Origin of the sequence: Streptomyces achromogenes subsp. achromogenes (assembly GCF_000720835.1) — a bacterium.
Lineage (GTDB): Bacteria > Actinomycetota > Actinomycetes > Streptomycetales > Streptomycetaceae > Streptomyces > Streptomyces achromogenes.
Map to the genome: position 1 here is coordinate 128,638 of NZ_JODT01000006.1, position 21,935 is coordinate 150,572.

Genomic DNA, 21,935 nt, shown 5'->3' on the forward strand with positions numbered 1-21,935 from the left:
GCCCGTCACGGCTCCCTGTTCACGCCTGTCCGCGGACGCCCTTGGCCAGGTCCCCGGCCAGCTCGCGGACCGCCGTGAGGCCGGCCGCCTCGTCCGGCGCGTCCAGCATCCGCTTCACGAACGCCGAGCCGACGATCACTCCGTCCGCGAAGCCGGCGACCTCGGCGGCCTGGGCCCGGTTGGAGACACCGAGGCCGACGCAGACGGGCAGGCCGGTGCCGGTGGCGCGGGTGCGCCGGACCAGGTCCTGGGCCTGCTCTCCGACGGACTCCCGGGTGCCGGTGACGCCCATGAGCGAGGCGGCGTAGACGAAGCCGCTGCCCGCCGCGGTGATCTCGGCGAGCCGTTCGTCCTTGCTGCTCGGCGCCACCACGAAGATCGTCGCGAGGCCGTGCTTCTCGGCGTGCTCGCGCCACAGCGCCGACTCCTGCACCGGCAGGTCGGGCAGGATGCAGCCGGCGCCGCCCGCCTCGGCCAGCTCGGCGGTGAAGCGCTCGACGCCGTAGCGGTCGATGGGGTTCCAGTACGTCATGACCAGGATCGGCTTCCCGGTGGCCCGGTACGCCTCGCGGACCGTGCGCATGACGTCGGCGATCCGCACACCGCCGCGCAGGGCGATGTCGTCCGCGGTCTGGATGACCGGGCCGTCCAGGACCGGGTCGCTGTGCGGCAGACCGACCTCGACCACGTCCGCGCCGCCCTCCAGGACGGCCTTGACCGCCTCGATGCCGCCGTCCACGGTCGGGAACCCGGCCGGGAGGTAGGCGATGAGCGCGGAACGGCCCTCGGCCTTGGCGCCCGCGAGGGTGTCCGACAGCAGCTGGATGTTCCCGCTCACTTGGCGTCCCCCTCGATCTCGGCGGTGTCGGCGGCGTCGGCCGCGACCTCGGCGTCGGTGTCGTACAGGCCGAAGTAGCGCGCGGCGGTGTCCATGTCCTTGTCGCCGCGGCCGGACAGGTTGACGACGATCAGGCCGTCCGGGCCCAGCTCGCGGCCGACCTCCAGGGCGCCGGCCAGGGCGTGGGCGCTCTCGATGGCCGGGATGATGCCCTCGGTGCGCGACAGCAGGCGCAGTGCCCGCATGGCCGCGTCGTCGGTGACCGCGCGGTACTCGCCGCGGCCGGAGTCCTTCAGGTAGGAGTGCTCGGGGCCGATGCCCGGGTAGTCCAGACCGGCCGAGATGGAGTACGGCTCGGTGATCTGGCCCTCGTCGTCCTGGAGGACGTAGGAGCGGGAGCCGTGCAGTATGCCGGGCTCGCCGGCGGTGAGGGTGGCCGCGTGCTCGCCGGTCTCGACGCCGTGGCCGGCCGGCTCGCAGCCGATCAGGCGGACGCCCTCGTCGGGGATGAAGGCGTGGAAGAGGCCGATGGCGTTGGAGCCGCCGCCGACGCAGGCGACGGCCGCGTCGGGCAGCCGGCCGGCGCGCTCCAAGAGCTGGCGGCGGGCCTCGACGCCGATGACCCGGTGGAAGTCGCGGACCATGGCCGGGAAGGGGTGCGGGCCGGCGACCGTGCCGAACAGGTAGTGGGTGTGGTCGACGTTGGCGACCCAGTCCCGGAACGCCTCGTTGATGGCGTCCTTCAGGGTGCGGCTGCCGGACTTCACGGCGACGACCTCGGCGCCGAGCATGCGCATCCGGGCCACGTTCAGGGCCTGGCGCTGCGTGTCGATCTCGCCCATGTAGATGGTGCAGTCCAGGCCGAACAGCGCGCAGGCGGTGGCGGTGGCGACGCCGTGCTGGCCGGCTCCGGTCTCCGCGATGACCCGGGTCTTGCCCATGCGCTTGGTGAGCAGGGCCTGGCCGAGCACGTTGTTGATCTTGTGGGAGCCGGTGTGGTTGAGGTCCTCGCGCTTGAGGAAGACGCGGGCGCCGCCGGCGTGTTCGGCGAAGCGGGGGACCTCGGTGAGCGCCGAGGGGCGGCCGGTGTAGTTCACCAGCAGGTCGTCGAGTTCGCGGGCGAACTCCGGGTCGTTCTTGGCCTTGTCGTACTCGACGGCGACCTCGTCCACGGCGGCGACGAGGGCCTCCGGGATGAACTTGCCGCCGAACGCGCCGAAGTAGCCCGCGGCGTCGGGGACCTGGCCCTCCGGGTCGGGGATGAAGAATGCGCTGGGCATGCGGAAACCTCACGGTGAGTGTGATGGAGAGACACTGATCGCCGTGGGGGCGGGCTCAGTCGTACGGCCTCGGGCCGTGTGTGCTCGCGCCCGCGCGGCGGTGGCCGCGTGTCGGACGGAGTCCCGCGCCCCTAGAGGGCGCGCTGCCATCGACGCCCGTTGACCTGCCCGGGTTCGTCGCCGATGACGTACCGGACGCGACGGCCGTGCACGCGCCGGGCGGGCGCGCGGCAGCCACGCGGACGGCAGCCGCGCGCCAGGCGCGCGTGCCGGTCCATGGTCGTCACGGTGGGAGTCATCGGGAACCAGCCTAGCGGGAGTCAGCCCCTGCCGTGCCGCAGTGCGGGGTGTTCGCCCGCGGCGACCAGGTCGGCGACGGCCGCCTTCGGGTCGCGGCCGGTGACCAGGGACTCGCCGACCAGGACCGCGTCGGCGCCGGCGTTGGCGTAGGCGATCAGGTCGTGCGGGCCGCGCACACCGGACTCGGCGACCTTCACGAGGTGGTCGGGGATCTCCGGGGCGACCCGCTCGAAGGTGCCGCGGTCGACCTCCAGCGTCTTGAGGTTGCGCGCGTTGACGCCGATGATCTTGGCGCCCGCGTCCACCGCCCGCTCGACCTCGTCCTCGTCGTGCACCTCGACCAGCGGGGTCAGGCCGATGGACACCGCGCGCTCGATCAGCGACTCCAGGGCCGGCTGGTCCAGGGCGGCCACGATCAGCAGCGCGAGGTCGGCGCCGTACGCGCGGGCCTCCCACAGCTGGTACGACGTGACGATGAAGTCCTTGCGCAGGACCGGGATGTCCACGCGGGCGCGGACGGCCTCCAGGTCGGCGAGCGAGCCGCCGAAGCGGCGCTGTTCGGTGAGCACGGAGATGACGGCCGCGCCGCCCGCCTCGTAGTCCGCGGCGAGACCGGCCGGGTCGGCGATGGCGGCCAGCGCGCCCTTGGAGGGGCTGGACCGCTTGACCTCGCAGATCACCTTGACGCCGTCGCCCTTGAGCGCGGCCACCCCGTCCTTGGCGGCGGGGGCCTGGGCCGCGCGCTCCTTGAGCTCGTCGAGGCTGACACGGGCCTGCCGCTCGGCGAGGTCGGCACGGACTCCGTCGATGATCTCGTCGAGCACACTCACGCGAGCGGCCCCCTTCCAGACGGTGGGTTCCTTCAGGCTCTGAAAGCCCGTGGTCAATGCGATGGTATCCGCAGCGGTGCGGTGGCTTCGCATCCGGTTGACGGAGGTCCCACTCCGTGGACATCCGTCCACCGGTGCGGTCAGGGGTGCAGCCAGCCGCCGAACGGCAGGTTCCGCAGGACGGTGAACGCCAGCAGCAGGGCGGCGACGGTCCACAGTTGCAGGGGGCCGAGGCTGATCCGCAGCGGGCGGCCGCGCGCCGCGCGGGCCGTCCAGACGATCCACAGTACGGCGAAGCCCAGGTAGGCGGCCACGGCCGGCGCGTTGGCGCGCAGCGCGGTGGGCAGGTCGCCGTGGACGAAGGCGTGCGCGCTGCGCAGTCCGCCGCAGCCCGGGCAGTACAGGCCGGTGAGCAGGTACAGGGGGCAGGCGGGGTAGTGGCCGCTCTCGTTGGGGTCGACCGCGCCGACGTAGGCGAAGGCCGCGGCCACGGCGGCGAACAGCCCGAGGGGGACGGCGAGCCGGCGCCGGACGGGCACGGCGGGCGGTGCCGGCCGCGGGGCATCGCGGGGGGTCTTCGACGGGACCGTGGGACTGTCGGCGTTCACGCGGGCATTGTGCCCCGCGCGGTGCGGTGCCGCCCGCCGGGCGGCACCGAGGAGCCGCAGGACACGAGAGGCGGTCCGCATCCTCACCGGATGCCGGACCGCCTCTCGGGGGAAGCCTGGGGTCAGCGGCCCGCGGCGGCCGGCTCCGGGGTGACGGAGGCGTGCGCCACGGCGGCGGTCTGCTTCGGCTGGCCGAGGCCCATGGCCCGCATGATGCCGCCGACCACGCCGCCGAGGAGCGTGAGCGCCATACCGGCCCAGAAGCCGACGGGCTGGGCCATCACCATGAAGGCGCCCGCGACGCAGAAACCGATGAAGGCGATGATGACACCGGTCCAGGCGGCCGGGGTGTGACCGTGGCCGTGGCTGCTGCCCGCCATGACTTGCTCCTCGTTGTTGCTGATCTACGTGTCGTATGAGGCGTCGTACGCTCGCCGCGTCCATTGTCCCGTAGGCGTGCGCGCGCCGGACGCGGGGGTGGCGTCTGGTTCGCCACACCGCTTGCGGCCGTACCGGTTCAGGCGCCCGTCGGGTCCTCGCCCCGGTCCAGGGCCTTCCAGATCTCCTCGGGCCGCTCCGGGTCGGCCGGGCGGGCGGTGCGCCGGGGGCGGGCGGTGCCGCGTTCGTAGCGGCCGGACATCGCGGGCCACAGGCGGCCGTAGCGCAGGGCGAGCAGCCCGGCGAGCAGGATCAGCAGCCCGCCGACGGCCGCGACGTACGGCCAGCCGGTGTGGGTGAGCGCGTGGACGGTGGCGGAGCTGTCGCCGCTCACCTTCGCGGCCCGCTCGTCGAGCGCGGAGCCGTCGGAGACGGCCGCGAGGGCCGCGACGGCGATGCCGGCGCCGGACAGCGCGAGCAGCCCGGCGACGACGAGGCGGCCGGCGCGGCGGACGGCGAAGACCGCGACGAGCGCGGCGAGGCCCACTATGGCGAGCGCCGCGGGGACGCCCGTGACATCGCTGCCCTTGGCCGTCAGCGGGAACGCGCCGCCGGCCACCGACGCGGTGCCCTCCGCCCAGCGCTGCCGGGTCGCGAGCAGCGCCACGGCCGCGCCGAGGGCGCCGAACAGCAGGGCCACGGCGAGGCTCCGCCGGCCGGACCGGGCGGGTGCGGGGGCTTCGGAACGAAGGTGAGGTACGGCAGTCACGTACTCCACTATCGCCTGAACCCCCCGCGGACCGGCACCCGGGGTTGCTATGAGAAGCGCCCTATTGCCCGAGGCGGTTCGCCGTGTGCACCGCCCGCAGCACCGCCGCCGCCTTGTTGCGGCACTCCTGGTCCTCGGCGACCGGATCGGAGTCGGCGACGACGCCCGCGCCGGCCTGGACGTACGCGGTGCCGTCGCGGAGCAGGGCGGTGCGGATGGCGATCGCGGTGTCGGAGTCGCCGGCGAAGTCCAGATAGCCGACGCAGCCGCCGTACAGGCCGCGCCGGGACGGCTCCAGTTCGTCGATGATCTGCATCGCGCGGGGCTTGGGGGCGCCCGAGAGGGTGCCGGCCGGGAAGCACGCGGTGAGCACGTCGAAGGCGGTGCGGCCGGGGGCCACCTTGCCGGTGACGGTGGAGACGATGTGCATCACGTGCGAGTAGCGCTCGATGGACATGAAGTCGACCACCTCGACCGAGCCGGGCTCGCAGACCCGGCCGAGGTCGTTGCGGCCGAGGTCGACCAGCATCAGGTGCTCGGCGCGCTCCTTGGGGTCGGCGAGCAGCTCCTCGGCGAGCGCCTGGTCCTCCTGCGGGGTGGCGCCGCGGTGCCGGGTGCCGGCGATGGGGTGGACCATCGCGCGCCCGTCCTCGACCTTCACCAGCGCCTCCGGGGAGGAGCCGACGATGTCGAAGCCGTCGAAGCGGAACAGGTACATGTACGGCGAGGGGTTGGTGGCCCGCAGCACCCGGTAGACGTCCAGGGCGCTCGCCGTGCAGGGCGTCTCGAAGCGCTGGGAGGGCACGACCTGGAAGGCCTCGCCCGCGCGGATGCGCTCCTTGATGTCCTCCACGGCCCGCTGGTAGTCGGCGCCGCCCCAGCGGGCGGTGTACGCGGGCAGTTCGGAGGGCGGCAGGTGGGCCGGGGGCTGGGCGACCGGGCGGGAGAGGTCGGCCTCCATGGCGTCCAGGCGGGCCACGGCGTCCGCGTACGCCTCGTCGACGCCGGTGTCCAGGTCGTTGTGGTTGATCGCGTTGGCGATCAGCAGGACCGAGCCCTCCCAGTGGTCCATCACCGCGAGGTCGCTGGTCAGCAGCATGGTCAGCTCGGGCAGGCGCAGCTCGTCGTGCTCGCCGGGGCCGATCTTCTCCAGCCGGCGGACGATGTCGTAGCCCAGGTAGCCGACCATGCCGCCGGTGAAGGGCGGCAGGCCCTCCTGGTGCGGGGTGTGCAGGGTCTGGAGGCTGGCGCGCAGGACCGCGAGGGGGTCGCCGTCCGTGGGGACGCCGACGGGCGGGGTGCCGATCCAGTGGGCCTGCCCGTCCCGGGTGGTGAGCGTGGCGGCGCTGCGGACGCCGACGAAGGAGTACCGGGACCAGGAGCGGCCGTTCTCCGCGGACTCCAGCAGGAAGGTGCCGGGGCGTTCGGCGGCGAGCTTGCGGTAGAGCGCGACCGGTGTGTCACCGTCGGCCAGGAGCTTGCGGGTGACCGGGATGACGCGCCGGTCGCCGGCCAGCTTGCGGAAGGTCTCGAGATCCATGGCGGCTGACCTTACTGAGCCGGCGCCGGAGCGGCGGCATCCGCGTCCTTCAGGAGCACGTCCTCGTCGAAGCAGGTGCGCGCGCCGGTGTGGCAGGCGGCTCCCACCTGGTCGACCCGGACCAGCAGGGTGTCGCCGTCGCAGTCCAGCGCGACCGACTTCACCCGCTGGACGTGGCCGGAGGTGTCGCCCTTGACCCAGTACTCGCGGCGGCTGCGGGACCAGTAGGTGCAGCGGCCGGTGGTCAGCGTGCGGTGCAGTGCCTCGTCGTCCATCCAGCCGAGCATGAGCACCTCGCCGGTGTCGTACTGCTGGGCGATGGCGGGGACGAGCCCGTCGGTGCTGCGCTTGAGCCGCGCGGCGATCTCCGGGTCGAGGCTGCTGGGCCGGGGGCTGCCGGTCGTACTGGTCATGGGTGCCATTGTGCCGCGCGGCACCGACAGCGGGCCCCGCGCGTCCACGGAACGGTCACGGCGGGCCCGGGAGCCCGGCGCGGCAGGCGCCGGGTGGGCGGAGCGATCACCTGACCGTAGGCTGGTTGCATGTCGACCTTCGCCAAGCGTGAACGGCTGCTGCTCGCCGACCTGTTGGAAACCGTCGGTCCGGACGCCGAGACCCTCTGCACGGGCTGGCGGACCCGGGACCTGGCCGCGCATGTCGTCGTGCGCGAGCGCCGCCCGGACGCGGCGGGCGGCACGCTGGTCAAGCAGCTCGCGCCGCGCCTGGAGAAGGTGATGGCCGAGTACACCGCGAAGCCGTACGGGGAGCTGATCCGGCTGATCCGCACCGGCCCGCCGCGGTTCTCCCCGTTCCAGCTCAAGCAGGTCGACGAGGCGGCCAACATCATCGAGTTCTACGTCCACACGGAGGACGTCCGCCGCGCCCAGCCGGAGTGGACCCCGCGCGAGCTGGACCCGGTGTTCCAGGACGCGCTGTGGTCCCGGCTGGAGCGGGCCGCGCGGCTGCTGGGGAAGGGCGCGCCGACGGGGCTGGTGCTGCGCCGCCCGGACGGGCAGACGGTGGTGGCGCACCGGGGCACGCCGGTGGTCACGGTGACCGGTGTGCCGTCGGAGCTGCTGATGTTCGCCTACGGGCGGCAGCGCGTGGCCAGGGTGGAGCTGGACGGGGACGCGGACGCCATCGACAGGCTGCACGAGTCGAAGCAGCTGGGGATCTGACGGGGCCCGTCATCGATCCGGCGGTGGACTCGGTTCAGCCGGCGAGTTCCGCGCGCCGCAGGGCCGGTACGGCGAGGAAGACGAGGCCGCCGAGTCCGCAGACGGCGGCGCTGACGGCGTAGACCGGGCCGAGTCCGAAGGCGCCGGTCGCGGCGGCGGCGAGGGGCAGGCTCAGCGGGGTGAGGCCGAGGCTGACCAGGCCGGCGACGGCGGTGACGCGGCCCAGGTAGGCGGGGTCGGCCTGGGTCTGGAGCAGGGCGCCGCACAGCGCGCCGCTGAGCCCGGTGAGCAGGCCGATCAGCAGGGCGGTGCCGACGGCGGCGGCGAGGCCGGGGACGAAGCCGAGGGTGCCGACGGCCACGGAGCCGGCCGCGCACGCGCACCCGGTGACCAGTCCGGCGCGGGGCAGCCGGCCGCGGGCGGCCAGCAGCAGGGAGGCGGCGCCCGCGCCGGTGCCGAACCCGGCCAGCACCCAGCCCATCCCCGCGGCGCCCCAGCCGCGATGGTCGGCGAGCAGGGTCAGGCCGACGTTCAGCGGGGCGACGAAGCCGAGGTCGCCGAGGGCGATGGCGATCATGAGGGGGCCGAGGACCCGGTGCCGGCGCACATGGCGCAGTCCGGCCTTCAGGTCGGCCCAGGCGGTCGCGGCGCGCTCGGTACCGCCGGGCAGGTCCCGTACCCGGACGGACAACAGCAGGGGCAGCGACAGCGCGATGAGCGCTCCGGCGAGGGCGAAGGCCGCCGGGGCGCCGCCGAGGGCCACGCCGAGGCCGCCGAGCGGGGCGCCGACGACGCTCGCGCCGCGCAGGGCGAGGCCGCGCAGGCCCTGGACGCGGGCCAGCTGGTCCGCGCCGGTGATCCGGGCCGGCAGCGCGCCCACGGCCGGCAGGAACACGGCGTCGACGGTGCCGAAGACACACGCGAGCAGGGCCAGCGGCCACAGGCCGGGGTCGGTGAGGAACAGCAGCGCGGCCACGGCGAGGACGGCGGCGCAGCGCACGGCGTCACTGCCGATCACGACCCTTCTCGGGCCCAGCCGGTCGGCGACCACCCCGCCGCCGAGCATCAGCACGGCCCGGGGCAGCGCGCTCGCCGCCATCACGAGCCCGGCCTGCGCGGGCGTCCCGGCCCGCACGGCGGCCCAGGACAGGGCGAGGTAGAAGACGTTGTCCCCGAGCATCGAGGAGGTGTACGCCCCGAGCCAGCGCAGCACATTGGGGTCACGGTGGGCCCGCGCGGGGGCGGGGGGTATGAGCGTGGTGGTCACGCGGGGGTGTCCTCTCGGGCACGGGGGGCGCGGGCGGCGGGGGCGCGGGCGGCGGTCCGAGGCCGTGTCCGCCCATGCGCGAGGCCCCGGCCTGCCGGCCGGGGCCTCCGCACGGCCTCGCTTTCGCCGTCCCGCTGTCCGACGGCTGGCACGGTCCGGCTACCTGACGGGGTGCCCCGCCTCCCGCAGGGTCTGCTTCACCTGGCCGATGCGCAGGTCGCCGAAGTGGAAGACCGAGGCGGCCAGGACCGCGTCGGCGCCCGCCTCGACGGCCGGCGGGAAGTCGGCGAGCCTGCCGGCGCCGCCGGAGGCGATCACGGGGACCGTGACGTGCTCGCGGACCGCGGCGATCATCTCCAGGTCGTAGCCGTCCTTGGTGCCGTCGGCGTCCATGGAGTTCAGCAGGATCTCGCCCGCGCCCAGCTCCGCCGCCCGGTGCGCCCACTCCACCGCGTCGATGCCGGTGCCGCGCCGGCCCCCGTGGGTGGTGACCTCGAAGGTGCCTTCGGGGGTGCGGCGGGCGTCCACCGACAGGACCAGCACCTGGCGGCCGAACCGCTCGGCGATCTCGCGGATCAGGTCAGGCCGGGCGATCGCGGCGGTGTTCACGCCCACCTTGTCGGCGCCCGCCCGCAGCAGCTTGTCCACGTCCTCGGCGGTGCGCACGCCCCCGCCGACCGTCAGCGGGATGAACACCTGCTCGGCGGTGCGGCGCACCACGTCGTACGTGGTCTCCCGGTCGCCGGAGGACGCGGTGATGTCCAGGAACGTCAGTTCGTCGGCGCCCTCGGCGTCGTACACCTTGGCCATCTCGACGGGATCACCCGCGTCACGCAGGTTCTGGAAGTTCACGCCCTTGACGACCCGGCCGTTGTCCACGTCCAGGCAGGGGATGACTCGGACCGCCAGGGTCATGACTGCTCAGGCTCCTCTGAATGCTTCTAGTTCCACTTCGACCAGGATGCGCGGGTCGACGAAGCCCTCGACGACCAGCAGGGTCGTCACCGGGCGCACGGAGTCGAACAGCTCCTGGTGGGCCCGGCCGACGGCGTCCACGTCCCGCGCATGGGTCAGGTACATCCGGGTGCGGATCACGGACTCGATGCCGAGGCCGAACTCCGCGATCGCCTCCAGGGCGCTGGTGAAGGCCACCTTGGCCTGTTCGTACGGGTCGCCCTCGCCGTACAGCACGGTGCCCTTGAAGGACGTCGTGCCGCCCACCAGCACCCGGTCGCCCGCCGCCACGGCGCGTGCGAAACCGAAGGACTCTTCCCAGGGACTTCCGCTCTGCACACGCCGTACGGCTTCGGACGTCATGACGACACAGCCTCCAGGGCCTCTTCCAGGGTGAACGCCTTCGCGTACAGCGCCTTCCCTACGATGGCGCCTTCGACACCGAGCGGCACCAGACCGGCCAGGGCCCGCAGGTCGTCCAGGGAGGACACGCCGCCGGAGGCGACCACCGGGCGGTCGGTCGCCGCGCACACGGTGCGCAGCAGCTCCAGGTTGGGGCCCTGGAGCGTGCCGTCCTTGGCGATGTCGGTGACGACGTAGCGGGCGCAGCCCTCCTTGTTCAGGCGGTCCAGCGTCTCGTACAGGTCGCCGCCGTCGCGGGTCCAGCCCCGGCCGCGCAGGGTGGTGCCGCGGACGTCCAGGCCGACGGCGATCTTGTCGCCGTGCTCGGCGATCACCCGGGCGACCCACTCGGGGGTCTCCAGGGCGGCGGTGCCGAGGTTCACCCGGGTGCAGCCGGTGGCGAGGGCGGCGGCGAGGGTGTCGTCGTCGCGGATGCCGCCGGACAGCTCCACCTTGATGTCCATGGCCCCGGCGACCTCGGCGATCACGTCGCGGTTGTCACCGGTGCCGAACGCGGCGTCCAGGTCGACCAGGTGCAGCCACTCCGCGCCGGCGCGCTGCCAGGCGAGGGCGGCCTCCAGCGGGGAGCCGTAGGAGGTCTCGGTGCCGGACTCGCCGTGTACGAGGCGGACGGCCTGGCCGTCACGGACGTCGACGGCGGGGAGCAGTTCGAGCTTGGCCATGGTCTACAGGGTTCCGATCCAGTTGGTGAGGAGCTGGGCGCCGGCGTCGCCGGACTTCTCGGGGTGGAACTGGGTGGCCCACAGGGCGCCGTTCTCCACGGCGGCGACGAACGGCTTGCCGTGCGTCGACCAGGTGACCTTGGGGGCCTCGATCACCGGGTTGTGGGCTTCCAGGGACCACTCGTGGACGGCGTAGGAGTGCACGAAGTAGAAGCGGGCGCCGGTGTCCAGGCCCGCGAACAGCCGGGAGCCGGCCGGGGCGTCGACGGTGTTCCAGCCCATGTGGGGCACCACGTCGGCCTGGAGCGGCTCGACCGTGCCGGGCCACTCGTCCAGGCCCTCGGCCTCGACGCCGTGCTCGATGCCGCGCGCGAACAGGATCTGCATGCCGACGCAGATGCCCATGACCGGGCGCCCGCCGGACAGCCGGCGGTCGACGACCCAGTCGCCGCGCGCGTCGCGCAGGCCCTTCATGCAGGCGGCGAACGCGCCGACGCCGGGCACGAGCAGCCCGTCGGCGTTCATCGCCTTGTCGAAGTCACGGGTGATCTCGACGTCGGCGCCCACGCGCGCGAGGGCGCGTTCGGCGGAGCGGACGTTGCCGAAGCCGTAGTCGAAGACGACGACCTTCTTCTTGCCCGACGTGGCGCTCAATTCCACACCTCCAGCCGCATGACGCCCGCCACCAGGCACAGGGCCGCGCCGATCGAGAGCAGCACGATCAGGCTGGTGGGCATCTTCTGCTTGACGAAGGAGATGATCCCGCCGACCAGGAAGAGGCCGACGACGATCAGCAGGGTCGACAGACCGGTCATGGGTTACAGCGCGCCCTTCGTCGACGGGAGGATGCCGGCCGCGCGCGGGTCGCGCTCGGAGGCGTACCTGAGGGCCCGGGCCAGCGCCTTGAACTGGCACTCCACGATGTGGTGGGCGTTGCGGCCGTAGGGCACGTGCACGTGCAGGGCGATCTGCGCCTGGGCGACGAAGGACTCCAGGATGTGCCGGGTCATCGTGGTGTCGTACTCGCCGATCATCGGCGCCATGTTCTCGGGCTCGGTGTGCACGAGGTAGGGGCGGCCGGAGAGGTCGACGGTGACCTGGGCGAGGGACTCGTCCAGCGGGACCGTGCAGTTGCCGAAGCGGTAGATGCCCACCTTGTCGCCGAGGGCCTGCTTGAAGGCGGCGCCCAGCGCGAGGGCGGTGTCCTCGATGGTGTGGTGGGAGTCGATGTGCAGGTCGCCGTCGGTCTTCACGGTCAGGTCGAACAGACCGTGCCGGCCGAGCTGGTCGAGCATGTGGTCGTAGAAGCCGACGCCGGTGGCGATGTCGGTGCGGCCGGTGCCGTCGAGGTCTATCTCGACCAGCACCGAGGTCTCCTTGGTGGTGCGCTCCACGCGTCCTGTGCGGCTCATGCGTTACAGCTCCTTCTTCAACTCACGGACCGCGTCGAGGAACGCGTCGTTCTCCGCCGGGGTGCCGGCGGACACCCGCAGCCACCCGGGTACGCCGTTGTCCCGGACCAGCACGCCCCGGTCGAGGATCTTCCGCCAGGCCGCGTGGGCGTCGGCGAACCGGCCGAACTGCACGAAGTTCGCGTCGGACTCGGTGACCTCGTAGCCGATCGCGCGCAGCTCGGCGACCAGCCGGTCCCGCTCGGCCTTGAGCTGCTCGACGTACCCGAGCAGCGTGTCGGTGTGCTCCAGCGCGGCCAGCGCGGTCGCCTGGGTGACGGCCGACAGGTGGTACGGCAGCCGGACCAGCTGGACGGCGTCCACGACGGCCGGGTGCGCGGCCAGGTAGCCGAGGCGCAGGCCGGCGGCGCCGAACGCCTTGGACATCGTGCGGGAGATCACCAGGTGCGGGCGGCCGTCCAGCAGCGGCAGCAGCGAGGCGCCGTGGCTGAACTCGATGTACGCCTCGTCCACGATCACCATGGACGGCTTGGCCGCCTGCGCCGCCTCGTACAGCGCGAGGACGGTCTCGGCCGGGACCGCGTTGCCGGTGGGGTTGTTGGGGGTGGTGACGAAGACGACGTCCGGCTTGTGCTCGGCGATGGCCCGCTCGGCGGCGGCGAGGTCGATCGTGAAGTCCTCGCGCCGGGGTCCGGAGATCCAGCCGGTGCCGGTGCCGCGCGCGATGAGCGCGTGCATCGAGTACGACGGCTCGAAGCCGATGGCCGTGCGGCCCGGCCCGCCGAAGGTCTGCAGCAGCTGCTGGATGACCTCGTTGGAGCCGTTGGCGGCCCAGACGTTCTCGGTGCCGAGGGGGTGTCCGCCGCTCTTCGTCAGGTAGGCGGCCAGCTCGGTGCGCAGCCGGACCGCGTCCCGGTCGGGGTAGCGGTTCAGGTCGCGGGCGGCCTCGCGCACCCGCTCCGCGATCCGCTCGACCAGCGGCTCGGGCAGCGGGTAGGGGTTCTCGTTGGTGTTCAGCCGTACGGGCACGTCCAGCTGGGGCGCGCCGTAGGGGGACTTGCCGCGCAGCTCGTCCCGTACGGGCAGATCGTCAATGCCGGTCACTTGCTCTCGGGTACCTTCCAGCCGAACCTCGCCTTGATCGCCGCGCCGTGCGCGGGCAGGTCCTCCGCCTCCGCCAGCGTCACCACGTGGTGGGCGACCTCGGCGAGCGCGTCCCTGGTGTAGTCCACGATGTGGATGCCGCGCAGGAAGGACTGGACGGACAGGCCCGAGGAGTGGCAGGCGCAGCCGCCGGTGGGCAGGACGTGGTTGGACCCGGCCGCGTAGTCGCCGAGCGAGACGGGGGCCCAGGGGCCGATGAAGATCGCGCCCGCGTTGCGGACCCGGCCGGCGACCGCGGCGGCGTCGGCGGTCTGGATCTCCAGGTGCTCGGCGCCGTAGGCGTCGACCACCTTCAGGCCCTCCTCGATGCCGTCCACCAGGACGATCGCGGACTGCCTGCCCTTCAGCGCGGGCACGATCCGGTCGTCCACGTGCCGGGTGGCCGCGACCTGCGGTGCCAGTTCCTTCTCCACCGCGTCCGCCAGGGCGGCGGAGTCGGTGACGAGGACGGCCGCCGCGAGCGGGTCGTGCTCGGCCTGGCTGATCAGGTCGGCGGCGACGTGCACCGGGTCGGCGGTGTCGTCGGCGAGGATCGCGATCTCGGTCGGGCCGGCCTCGGCGTCGATGCCGATCCTGCCGGTGAAGTAGCGCTTGGCGGCGGCGACCCAGATGTTGCCGGGGCCGGTGACCATGTTGGCGGGCGGGCAGGACTCGGTGCCGTAGGCGAACATCGCGACGGCGGTGGCGCCGCCCGCGGCGTACACCTCGTCCACGCCGAGCAGGGCGCAGGCGGCCAGGATCGTCGGGTGCGGCAGGCCGCCGAACTCGGCCTGGGCCGGGGAGGCGAGCGCGATGGACTCGACACCGGCCTCCTGCGCGGGCACCACGTTCATCACCACGGAGGAGGGGTAGACGGACCGGCCGCCGGGCGCGTACAGCCCGACGCGCTCGACCGGGACCCACTTCTCGGTGACCGAGCCGCCCGGCACCACCTGGGTGGTGTGGGCCGTGCGGCGCTGTGCGCGGTGGACCAGGCGGGCGCGGCGGATGGACTCCTCCAGGGCGGCGCGCACGGCCGGGTCGAGAGCGGCGAGCGCGTCGGTGAGCGCCTGCGCCGGGACACGGACGTTTTCCAGCCGTACTCCGTCGAACTTCTCGGCGAAGTCGATCAGCGCCGCGTCGCCGCGATGATGCACGGCCTCGCAGATCGGGCGCACCTTCTCCAGGGCGGCCTGAACGTCGAAGTCGGCTCGGGGCAGCAGGTCGCGCAGGGCGGGGCCCTCGGGAAGGGCGTCGCCGCGCAGATCGATTCGGGAGATCACAGTCCCAATTCTCTCAGACCGCCGTCGGGAGCCGTCCGCGCGTATCAGTGGCTGATACAGAGCATGGGCCAATGATCGGCCCGCCGTGGGCCAAAACCCGGTACTTGACGTCGCGCGGGCGGGTGCGACACGGCCCGTCAGCCGGTTCGGCGCGGGTCAATGCCTGGTACAGACGGTGGCCGGAATCCGGAGGATCACCTTCACGTGCGGTGTTCGACAGGTCACGCAACGGGCATGAACGGCTGTACGAAACACCGTACGGAACGCGGGACGCGGAGAGAGGAGAGCGGTGACCGAGGGAGTCGGCGTCCGCATCGCCACCGGGGACCTGCCGGACGATCTGACCGCGGCCGAGGTGGGCATGTGGCAGGCCTTCCGCAACGGCAGTGTGTACGACCTGAGCAGCGGGGATCTCGCGGCCGACGATCCGCACGGCGGGCATCCGTGGGGCCCGGAGCGGACCGTGCGGGCCCGCATCGTCTGCTGGCTGCTGCTGGACGGCCCGCCGGCGCTGGCCGGCCGGGTGTCCTCGCTGAAGCTCGTCGGCGTACGGATCACCGGCGTGCTGGATCTCGCCGGCGGCCAGGTCACGCCGTACGTGGAGCTGACGGGGTGCCGCTTCGACCAGGAGATCCGGCTGCCGGAGGCCCGGTTCACCACCGTGCGCCTGGTGGACTGCGCGGTGCCGCGGCTGGAGGCGGCCCGGGTGCACACGGAGGGCGATCTGCATCTGCCGCGCTGCCGGTTCCGGAGCGGGGTCCGGCTGACCGACGCGCAGATCGGCACCGACCTGCTGCTCAACCAGGCGATCGCGTACCGCGACCGCAGCGGCCGGTCGATCGCGGCGGACGGCATGACCGTCGGCCAGGACCTCCAGGCGGAGATGCTGGAGTCGTACGGCGAGCTGAGCCTGCGCGGCGCCCAGGTCGGCGTCTCGCTCAGCCTGCGCGGCGCGAAACTCGCCAACCCCCATGCCCGGTACGCCCTGAACGCCCCTCAGCTCACGGTCGAGCGCACCCTCTATCTGACCCCGGCCGGCGTGGGCAGTCCGGCGCTCAGCGGCACCACGCCCGCGCACGGGACGCGCATCCAGCGCTTCGAGTGCCGGGGCGGGGTGCGGCTGGACGACGGGCGGTTCGGGGACGCCGTCGACCTGGAGCGGGCCCGGTTCGCCTTCACCGACGACCAGGAGCTGTCGCTGCGCCGGGTGCAGACGCCGGAGCTGCGCTTCCTCGGGGACAAGCCGCAGCGCGGCAAGGTGGTGCTGACGGGCGCGCGGGTGGTGAACCTGGTGGACCGCGCGAGCAGCTGGCCGGAGGCGGGCAGTCTGCACATGGGCGGGTTCACCTACGAGAACCTGGTGCCGCAGGGCCCGTTCCCGCTGACCCGGCGCCTGGACTGGGTGGCGGCGGCCACCGCCGAGTACGCCCCGGAGCCGTACGAGCGGCTGGCGTCGGTGCTGCGCTCCGCCGGGGAGGACGAGGACGCGCGCGAGGTGCTGCTCGCCAAGCAGCGCCGGCGGCGCGAGACGCTGCCGCCGGCCGCCAAGGTCTGGGGGTTCGCACAGGACTGGACCGTGGCCTACGGCTACCGGCCGGGCCGGGCGGCGGTGTGGATGGGGGTGCTGTGGGCGGCGGGCACGCTGGCGTTCGCGCACGCCGACCATCCGCCGGTGAACTCCGGCGGCCATCCGGCCTGGAGCCCCGCGCTGTTCACGCTGGACCTGCTGCTGCCGGTGATCGACCTCGGCCAGACGGGCCAGTGGCAGCTGCGCGGCGGCTGGCAGTGGCTGGCGACGGCGATGATCCTCGCCGGCTGGGTCCTGGCGACGACGGTGGCGGCGGGCGCGACCCGGCTGCTGCGGCGGAGCTGACACCCGCCCCGCCCGGCTGTTGCGGCGGAGCTGACACCCGCCTCACCCGCACAAGCCCACCGCACCCCCACATGACACACATTCACCTTTACAGGACCTTTACCGTCGGTCGTACAACCTTCCGCGACTTGCCTTGCCCCTCTGGCGCCGCCCCGACCTGCGGACTTTCAATGGTCGGCACCATGGCTCTGCTGCCCTCGTTCATCCGCCCCCACCGCCGGATGCCCCGACGTCCCGCGCGCCCGGTCCACCGGCCACCGGCCGGGGACGAGGCCGTGCTCGACGCGCCCGACGACCGCCTCTCCCCCGCGCTCGTCGCGGCCGGCCGGGGCGAGTACGCCACCGCCGCCGGCCTGCTGGCCGACACCCGCGCCACGGCCGACTGGGAGCACCGGGACCGGTACACCCGGCGCCTGGCCGCCTTCGCCCGCTCCCGCCCGGAGTGGTACGAGGAGTGGCGCGCCGCCGACCCCCACGACGCCGGGGTGCTGCTGATCGGCGCCCAGCTGGCGGTGGACCGCGCCTGGCCCTCGCCGGCCCGGGACGAGCTGCTGCGCGAGCTGAGCCCGCTGATCACCGCTGCCGCCCGGGCCGACGACCGCGACCCGGTGCCCTGGCGCATCGCGCTCGACCACGCGCGCGGCACGCGGGCCGGGCACCGCTACTTCGAGGAGCTGTGGGAGGCGGCCGTACGGCGCGCCCCGCACCACTACGGCTGCCATGTGGCCGCCCTGCGCTATCTGGCCGCCTCCTGGCACGGCTCCCACCGCGAGTGCTTCGACTTCGCCGACCGGGCCGCGCAGGACGCCCCGGCCGACTCGCTGGTCCAGGCGCTGCCCGCCCGGGCGGCCTTCGGCTATCTGACCGACGGCTGCGGCGCGGTGGTGCCCCGCGGCCGGCTGGAGGCGGCGGCGGACCGGGCGATGGCCCTGTCCGCGCGGCTGCCGACGGCCGACCCGGCCCCGGCCGAGGTCCGCAACAAACTGCTGTACGTGCTGCTGCGGCTGGAGCGCTGGCGGGACGCCCGGGCCCAGCTGCGGCTGATCGGCCCGTACGCCACGTCGTTCCCCTGGGACCGGTTCTCCGAGGATCCGCTCGGCCACTTTTTGAAGCTGCGCGAACAGCTCCAGACGGCGGTCCCGGGGGCCGCCCTCGCCGGGCTGCTGGCGGCGCCGCCGGAGCCCGGTGACGGACACGGCGGACACGCCCGTCCCGCGGGCCACTAGGCTGGGGCGCCGTGACCACCGTCCGTCTGCCGCTCTTTCCGCTGAACTCGGTGCTGTTCCCGGGTCTCGTGCTGCCGCTGAACGTCTTCGAGGAGCGGTATCGCGCCATGCTGCGCGACCTGCTGAAGACTCCCGAGGACGAGCCGCGCCGGTTCGCCGTCGTCGCCATCCGGGACGGCCACGAGGTCGCGCCGAGCGCCCCCGGCATGCCCGACCCCACCGCGCGGCCGGAGCGGGGCCCGGCCGCCGGCTTCGGCCCGGAGCCGCTGCGCGCCTTCCACGGGGTGGGCTGCGCGGCGGACGCGGCGACCATCCGGGAGAAGTCCGACGGCACCTTCGAGGTGCTGGCGACCGGGACGACCCGGGTGCGGTTGCTCTCCGTGGACGCGTCGGGCCCGTATCTGACCGCGGAGCTGGAGGAGCTGGCGGAGGAGCCCGGGGACGAGGCCGGCCCGCTGGCCGAGGACGTCCTGCGGTCCTTCCGGCGCTACCAGAAGCGGCTGGCGGGCGCCCGGGAGCGCTCGCTGTCGTCCGGCGCGGAACTGCCGGACGACCCGGGCGTGGTGTCGTACCTGGTGGCCGCGGCGATGGTGCACGACACGCCGACCAAGCAGCGGCTCCTCCAGGCGCCGGACACCGCCTCGCGGCTGCGGGACGAGCTGAGGCTGCTGCGCGCGGAGACGTCGATCATCCGCAACCTGCCGTCGCTGCCCGCGTTCGAGCTGACGCGGACGCCGACGAGCCTGAACTGAGGGACCACGAGGGAAGCCGAGGATGGCGAAGAAGCAGAAGAAGGCGCAGTCCGGAGGTACGCCCGCGACGGTGGCCCTGACGGCGGCGGGCGTGGACTTCACCGTCCACTCCTACGACCACGACCCGTCCCACCCCTCCTACGGCGAGGAGGCGGCCGAGGCGATGGGCGTCTCCCCCGACCGGGTCTTCAAGACGCTGGTGGCCGAGGTGGACGGCGCCCTGGTGGTCGGCGTGGTCCCGGTGGCCGGCTCGCTGGACCTGAAGGCCCTGGCGGCGGCGGTGGGCGGCAAGCGGGCGGCGATGGCCGACCCGGCGTTCGCCGAGCGCACCACGGGCTATGTCCGCGGCGGCATCTCCCCGCTGGGCCAGCGCAAGAAGCTCCCCACGGTCCTCGACGACTCGGCCGGGGCCCACCCCACGATCTGCGTCTCGGCGGGCCGCCGCGGCCTGGAGGTCGAACTGTCCCCGAAGGACCTGGCCGAGCTGACGGACGCGGTCCTGGCCCCGATCGGCAAGGGCTGACCACTTACGTCGCTACGCGTCCCGGGGACCGTCGCCACGGCGTCCACGGGGGCCCGGGGGCCGGGCCCCGTAGGTTCACGGCGTGCCGGATTCCGCAGGCGCCGGCTCGGGGTCGCGGGGGCCGAACAGGGCGGTCAGGCCGAGGTGGGCCAGCAGGGCGGCGAGCGGCCAGGCCAGGAGCGCGCCCTTGGCCGACAGCTTCAGCGGCGCGGAGAAGGTCACGCCCTTGCCCACGGCCTGGGCGTGCGCGAGCACGTCCTGGTCGGGACCCAGCCAGATCCCGAGGCGCCAGGCCAGCAGGGACCCGAGCAGGCCCCCGAGCCCGAGCGCCACCACCAGGGGCGCCCCGCCGTGCCGGCGCAGCAGGAAGGCGACGAGCGCGCTGACGGCTCCGAAGCCGAGTCCCAGCAGAGTGAACGTTCCGTCGACCCCGACGGCCTGCTCCCCCTCGCTGTCCTTCAGGTAGACGACCCAGCTCTTGTCCAGCACGTCGCCGACCAGCGGCACATGCGGCGCCAGCCACCACCACAGCAGTCCCAGCAGCACCCCGCCGAGCGTCAGCGCCACCGTGAGCACGGCGGCCTCCCGCAGCTCCGTCCGCAGCCCGGGACCGTCCTGTTCCGGTCCGTGCCCGGCGAGCGGCGGCGCCTGCCGGACCTGGTGCGCGGAGTCGTCGTGCGGTGGTGGAGTCAACGGTGCGGTCACCCTGCCATCGTGCCAGGTCGCGCTGTGCGCCGCGTCACCGGACGGCGGCCTTGCGGTAGGCCCGGGTCGCCACGGCCAGCGAGACGACGCCGACGCCCGCGCACACGCCCAGGTCAAGGAGGACCAGGGCCCAGTCCGGGTGCGGTCCGAAGGTCCGGGCGTACGCCTCCACGCCGTAGGTGGAGGGCAGCAGATCGCGGGCCAGCCGGATCGCCTCCGGCATCCGGCCGGCCGGCAGCACGCCCAGCAGCAGCGCCGCCGACATGCCCAGCTGGCCGAGCAGCGTGGCCAGCTCCGGCCGGGGCGCGAGCAGCCCGCAGGCGGCGCCGAGCCCGGCGAGCGCGGCCCCGGCGAGCGGGATGACGGCCAGCAGGACCCACAGGTTGGTCAGCGGCAGCCCGAAGAGCACACAGCCGAAGACGGCGGTGACCAGGGTGCCCGGCACGGTGAAGGAGGCGTAGGCCGCCGCCGCGCCCAGCACCACGGCGGCCGGCGGTACCGGCAGGGTGGCGTAGTGGTCGAGCCCGCCGCTGGCCCGCAGGTGCCCGAAGTACTGCGAGAGCAGGTTCAGCGCCACGTAGGCGACGACCAGCACCGACGAGCCGGCCACCACCGACTGGGCCTCGGCGCCGCCCTCGACCACACCGCGCATCATCACGGCGATGCCGACGGACTGGAAGGTCGCCACGAACAGCAGCGGGATCCGTGCCACCCGGGCCCGGGACAGCTGCGCCCGGTAGACGGCCGCCAGCGACGGCCACAGCCGCGCGCGCGGCCCGAGCTCGGCCGGGCCGGACGCCGTCTCCGGCACGGCCCGGGAGCCGCCGGGCAGAACCTCGGCGGGTACGACACTCACGACGAGCTGCTCCTCTTCGCTTCGGCGGCGGCACAGACCCTTACGTGCTGCGGGGCCCGTTCGCTCATGCCCTCACCAGTCCCTGCCGGGCCTCGCCGCCCAGCGCCAGATAGACGTCCTCCAGGCTGGGCGTGGCGAGCGTGAAGTCGTCCAGGGCGGCGAAGGCGGCCCCGCCGGTCACCGTGGCGACGACGGCGCGGGCCTCCTCGGGCGCGAGCCGCAGCGTCCAGCGCCGGCCGGAGGCCGCCGCCCGCTCGCGCAGCACGGCCACCTCGGGCACCTCCAGCGGCGCCCGCTCCCGCCACACCAGCTCCACCCGCACCTCGCCGGCCACCCGCGCCTTGAGCCCGGCGGGGGTGTCGCAGGCGATGACCCGGCCCTGGTCGAGCACGGCGACCCGGTCCAGTACCGTCTCGGCCTCGATCACGTTGTGGGTGACCAGCAGCACGGTCGTGCCGTCCTCGGCCCGCCGCCGGTCCACGGCCGCCCACACCGCGCGCCGGGCCACCGGGTCCATGCCGGTGGTCGGCTCGTCCAGCACGAGCAGCGGGCGCCGGCCCACCAGCGCGGCGGCGAAGCAGGCGAGCCGCCGCTGCCCGCCGGACAGCTTCCTCAGCGCCCGGCCGGCGATCGACGTCAGCCCCAGCTCCTCCAGCACGGCGTCCCGTTCGGCCCGGGCCCGCCGGGCGTCCAGGCCGCGCAGGCGCCCGGTGGTCTCGGCGGCGAGGGAGACGGTCAGCTCGTCCAGGGCGCTGGACTCCTGGCCGAGGTAGGCGAGGATCCGGGCCGCCCGCTCGGGGTGCCGGACGATGTCGTGGCCGAGGATCTCGACGCTGCCCGCGTCGGGCCGCAGCAACCCGGTGAGCTGGCGTACCAGGGTGGACTTGCCGGCGCCGTTCGGGCCGAGCAGCCCGAACACCTCGCCGCGCCGCACCTGGAGCTCCACCCCGTCGGTGGCCCGCACCTCGGGGGTGCCCGGCGTGCCCCGCCGGCCCCGGACGGCCGGATAGGTCTTGCTGAGCCCGCGCACGCGTACGACCTCGTCGTACCCGAGTGCCTGTCCCGCGCGCGTCATCACAAGGGACGAGACTACGGGGTCGGGGCGCTTTACTCGCCTTTGGGGGCGGCTACGGGG

The 21,935-nt window shown here is 74.0% G+C and carries 26 protein-coding genes; 5 read left to right on the forward strand and 21 right to left on the reverse strand.

Annotated features, from left to right (window positions below):
* Positions 1-19 precede the first annotated feature (19 nt).
* The 9 genes from trpA to hisI form a co-directional block, all read right to left on the reverse strand.
* On the reverse strand, positions 20-838 hold the full coding sequence (gene trpA / locus IH25_RS0108150; RefSeq protein WP_030605372.1) for a tryptophan synthase subunit alpha: 819 nt from the start codon (positions 836-838) through the stop codon (positions 20-22).
* Complete coding sequence (gene trpB, locus IH25_RS0108155; protein WP_030605374.1) at positions 835-2,118, reverse strand: tryptophan synthase subunit beta; 1,284 nt, start codon at positions 2,116-2,118, stop codon at positions 835-837. The genes trpA and trpB overlap by 4 nt, the downstream gene beginning before the upstream one ends.
* Before the next feature lie 131 nt (positions 2,119-2,249).
* Positions 2,250-2,417, reverse strand: a complete 168-nt coding sequence (gene trpM / locus IH25_RS41550) for a tryptophan biosynthesis modulator TrpM (protein ID WP_167346015.1) — start codon at positions 2,415-2,417, stop codon at positions 2,250-2,252.
* A gap of 21 nt (positions 2,418-2,438) precedes the next feature.
* Positions 2,439-3,248, reverse strand: coding sequence for an indole-3-glycerol phosphate synthase TrpC (trpC, locus tag IH25_RS0108160; protein WP_030605375.1), 810 nt, complete (start codon positions 3,246-3,248; stop codon positions 2,439-2,441).
* Between the two features lie 140 nt (positions 3,249-3,388).
* A complete protein-coding gene (locus tag IH25_RS0108165; protein WP_030605378.1) occupies positions 3,389-3,856 on the reverse strand; it encodes a DUF2752 domain-containing protein in 468 nt (155 codons plus the stop codon).
* Positions 3,857-3,978: 122 nt separating this feature from the next.
* The gene (locus IH25_RS0108170; RefSeq protein WP_030605381.1) at positions 3,979-4,236 is read right to left on the reverse strand and encodes an HGxxPAAW family protein; all 258 of its coding nucleotides are present in this window, start codon (positions 4,234-4,236) and stop codon (positions 3,979-3,981) included.
* Positions 4,237-4,373: 137 nt separating this feature from the next.
* A complete protein-coding gene (locus IH25_RS0108175) occupies positions 4,374-5,012 on the reverse strand; it encodes a TIGR02234 family membrane protein (RefSeq protein ID WP_030605384.1) in 639 nt (212 codons plus the stop codon).
* A gap of 52 nt (positions 5,013-5,064) precedes the next feature.
* Positions 5,065-6,543 carry an anthranilate synthase component I gene (locus tag IH25_RS0108180; RefSeq protein WP_030605386.1) on the reverse strand — a complete coding sequence of 493 codons (1,479 nt, stop codon included), beginning with the start codon at positions 6,541-6,543 and terminating at the stop codon, positions 5,065-5,067.
* A gap of 11 nt (positions 6,544-6,554) precedes the next feature.
* Complete coding sequence (hisI, locus tag IH25_RS0108185; RefSeq protein ID WP_030605388.1) at positions 6,555-6,956, reverse strand: phosphoribosyl-AMP cyclohydrolase; 402 nt, start codon at positions 6,954-6,956, stop codon at positions 6,555-6,557.
* A gap of 129 nt (positions 6,957-7,085) precedes the next feature.
* Between hisI and IH25_RS0108190 the strand changes: the two genes are divergently transcribed.
* A complete protein-coding gene (locus IH25_RS0108190) occupies positions 7,086-7,721 on the forward strand; it encodes a TIGR03085 family metal-binding protein (RefSeq protein WP_030605391.1) in 636 nt (211 codons plus the stop codon).
* A gap of 34 nt (positions 7,722-7,755) precedes the next feature.
* Here the strand turns inward: IH25_RS0108190 and IH25_RS0108195 are convergent, their stop codons facing one another.
* The 9 genes from IH25_RS0108195 to hisD form a co-directional block, all read right to left on the reverse strand.
* Entirely contained in the window at positions 7,756-8,988 is a 1,233-nt protein-coding gene (locus tag IH25_RS0108195; protein ID WP_030605394.1) for an MFS transporter, read from the reverse strand.
* A 159-nt stretch (positions 8,989-9,147) separates the two neighbouring features.
* Positions 9,148-9,903 carry an imidazole glycerol phosphate synthase subunit HisF gene (gene hisF / locus IH25_RS0108200; RefSeq protein ID WP_030605397.1) on the reverse strand — a complete coding sequence of 252 codons (756 nt, stop codon included), beginning with the start codon at positions 9,901-9,903 and terminating at the stop codon, positions 9,148-9,150.
* Between the two features lie 6 nt (positions 9,904-9,909).
* Positions 9,910-10,305, reverse strand: coding sequence for a RidA family protein (locus IH25_RS0108205; protein WP_030605399.1), 396 nt, complete (start codon positions 10,303-10,305; stop codon positions 9,910-9,912).
* Entirely contained in the window at positions 10,302-11,027 is a 726-nt protein-coding gene (gene priA / locus IH25_RS0108210; RefSeq protein ID WP_030605403.1) for a bifunctional 1-(5-phosphoribosyl)-5-((5-phosphoribosylamino)methylideneamino)imidazole-4-carboxamide isomerase/phosphoribosylanthranilate isomerase PriA, read from the reverse strand. Before priA ends, IH25_RS0108205 begins: the two co-directional genes overlap by 4 nt.
* A 3-nt stretch (positions 11,028-11,030) precedes the next feature.
* Positions 11,031-11,687, reverse strand: a complete 657-nt coding sequence (gene hisH / locus IH25_RS0108215) for an imidazole glycerol phosphate synthase subunit HisH (RefSeq protein WP_387872424.1) — start codon at positions 11,685-11,687, stop codon at positions 11,031-11,033.
* A complete protein-coding gene (locus IH25_RS41555; RefSeq protein WP_030605407.1) occupies positions 11,678-11,842 on the reverse strand; it encodes a hypothetical protein in 165 nt (54 codons plus the stop codon). Before IH25_RS41555 ends, hisH begins: the two co-directional genes overlap by 10 nt.
* A 3-nt stretch (positions 11,843-11,845) precedes the next feature.
* Entirely contained in the window at positions 11,846-12,439 is a 594-nt protein-coding gene (hisB, locus tag IH25_RS0108225) for an imidazoleglycerol-phosphate dehydratase HisB (RefSeq protein ID WP_030605410.1), read from the reverse strand.
* A gap of 3 nt (positions 12,440-12,442) precedes the next feature.
* Positions 12,443-13,543, reverse strand: coding sequence for a histidinol-phosphate transaminase (locus tag IH25_RS0108230; RefSeq protein ID WP_030605412.1), 1,101 nt, complete (start codon positions 13,541-13,543; stop codon positions 12,443-12,445).
* A complete protein-coding gene (hisD, locus tag IH25_RS0108235; protein ID WP_030605416.1) occupies positions 13,540-14,865 on the reverse strand; it encodes a histidinol dehydrogenase in 1,326 nt (441 codons plus the stop codon). Before hisD ends, IH25_RS0108230 begins: the two co-directional genes overlap by 4 nt.
* A 289-nt stretch (positions 14,866-15,154) precedes the next feature.
* On the opposite strand from hisD, the gene IH25_RS0108240 reads away from it, so the two are divergent.
* The 4 genes from IH25_RS0108240 (at position 15,155) to ybaK (ending at position 19,239) form a co-directional block, all read left to right on the forward strand.
* A complete protein-coding gene (locus tag IH25_RS0108240) occupies positions 15,155-16,738 on the forward strand; it encodes an oxidoreductase (protein ID WP_030605419.1) in 1,584 nt (527 codons plus the stop codon).
* Between the two features lie 170 nt (positions 16,739-16,908).
* Positions 16,909-17,964: a hypothetical protein gene (locus IH25_RS0108245; RefSeq protein WP_209445291.1), complete on the forward strand. Its 1,056-nt coding sequence runs from the start codon at positions 16,909-16,911 to the stop codon at positions 17,962-17,964.
* An 11-nt stretch (positions 17,965-17,975) separates the two neighbouring features.
* Positions 17,976-18,716 carry an LON peptidase substrate-binding domain-containing protein gene (locus IH25_RS0108250; RefSeq protein ID WP_030605423.1) on the forward strand — a complete coding sequence of 247 codons (741 nt, stop codon included), beginning with the start codon at positions 17,976-17,978 and terminating at the stop codon, positions 18,714-18,716.
* A gap of 22 nt (positions 18,717-18,738) precedes the next feature.
* Complete coding sequence (gene ybaK / locus IH25_RS0108255; RefSeq protein ID WP_030605425.1) at positions 18,739-19,239, forward strand: Cys-tRNA(Pro) deacylase; 501 nt, start codon at positions 18,739-18,741, stop codon at positions 19,237-19,239.
* 75 nt (positions 19,240-19,314) lie between these two features.
* Here the strand turns inward: ybaK and IH25_RS0108260 are convergent, their stop codons facing one another.
* From IH25_RS0108260 to IH25_RS0108270, 3 genes are all read right to left on the reverse strand, one after another.
* Entirely contained in the window at positions 19,315-19,944 is a 630-nt protein-coding gene (locus tag IH25_RS0108260) for a hypothetical protein (RefSeq protein ID WP_030605429.1), read from the reverse strand.
* 34 nt (positions 19,945-19,978) lie between these two features.
* Positions 19,979-20,800 (reverse strand): ABC transporter permease, encoded by an 822-nt coding sequence (locus tag IH25_RS0108265; protein ID WP_030605432.1) that lies wholly within the window; start codon positions 20,798-20,800, stop codon positions 19,979-19,981.
* 64 nt (positions 20,801-20,864) lie between these two features.
* Positions 20,865-21,878 (reverse strand): ABC transporter ATP-binding protein, encoded by a 1,014-nt coding sequence (locus IH25_RS0108270; protein ID WP_030605433.1) that lies wholly within the window; start codon positions 21,876-21,878, stop codon positions 20,865-20,867.
* Positions 21,879-21,935 lie beyond the last annotated feature (57 nt).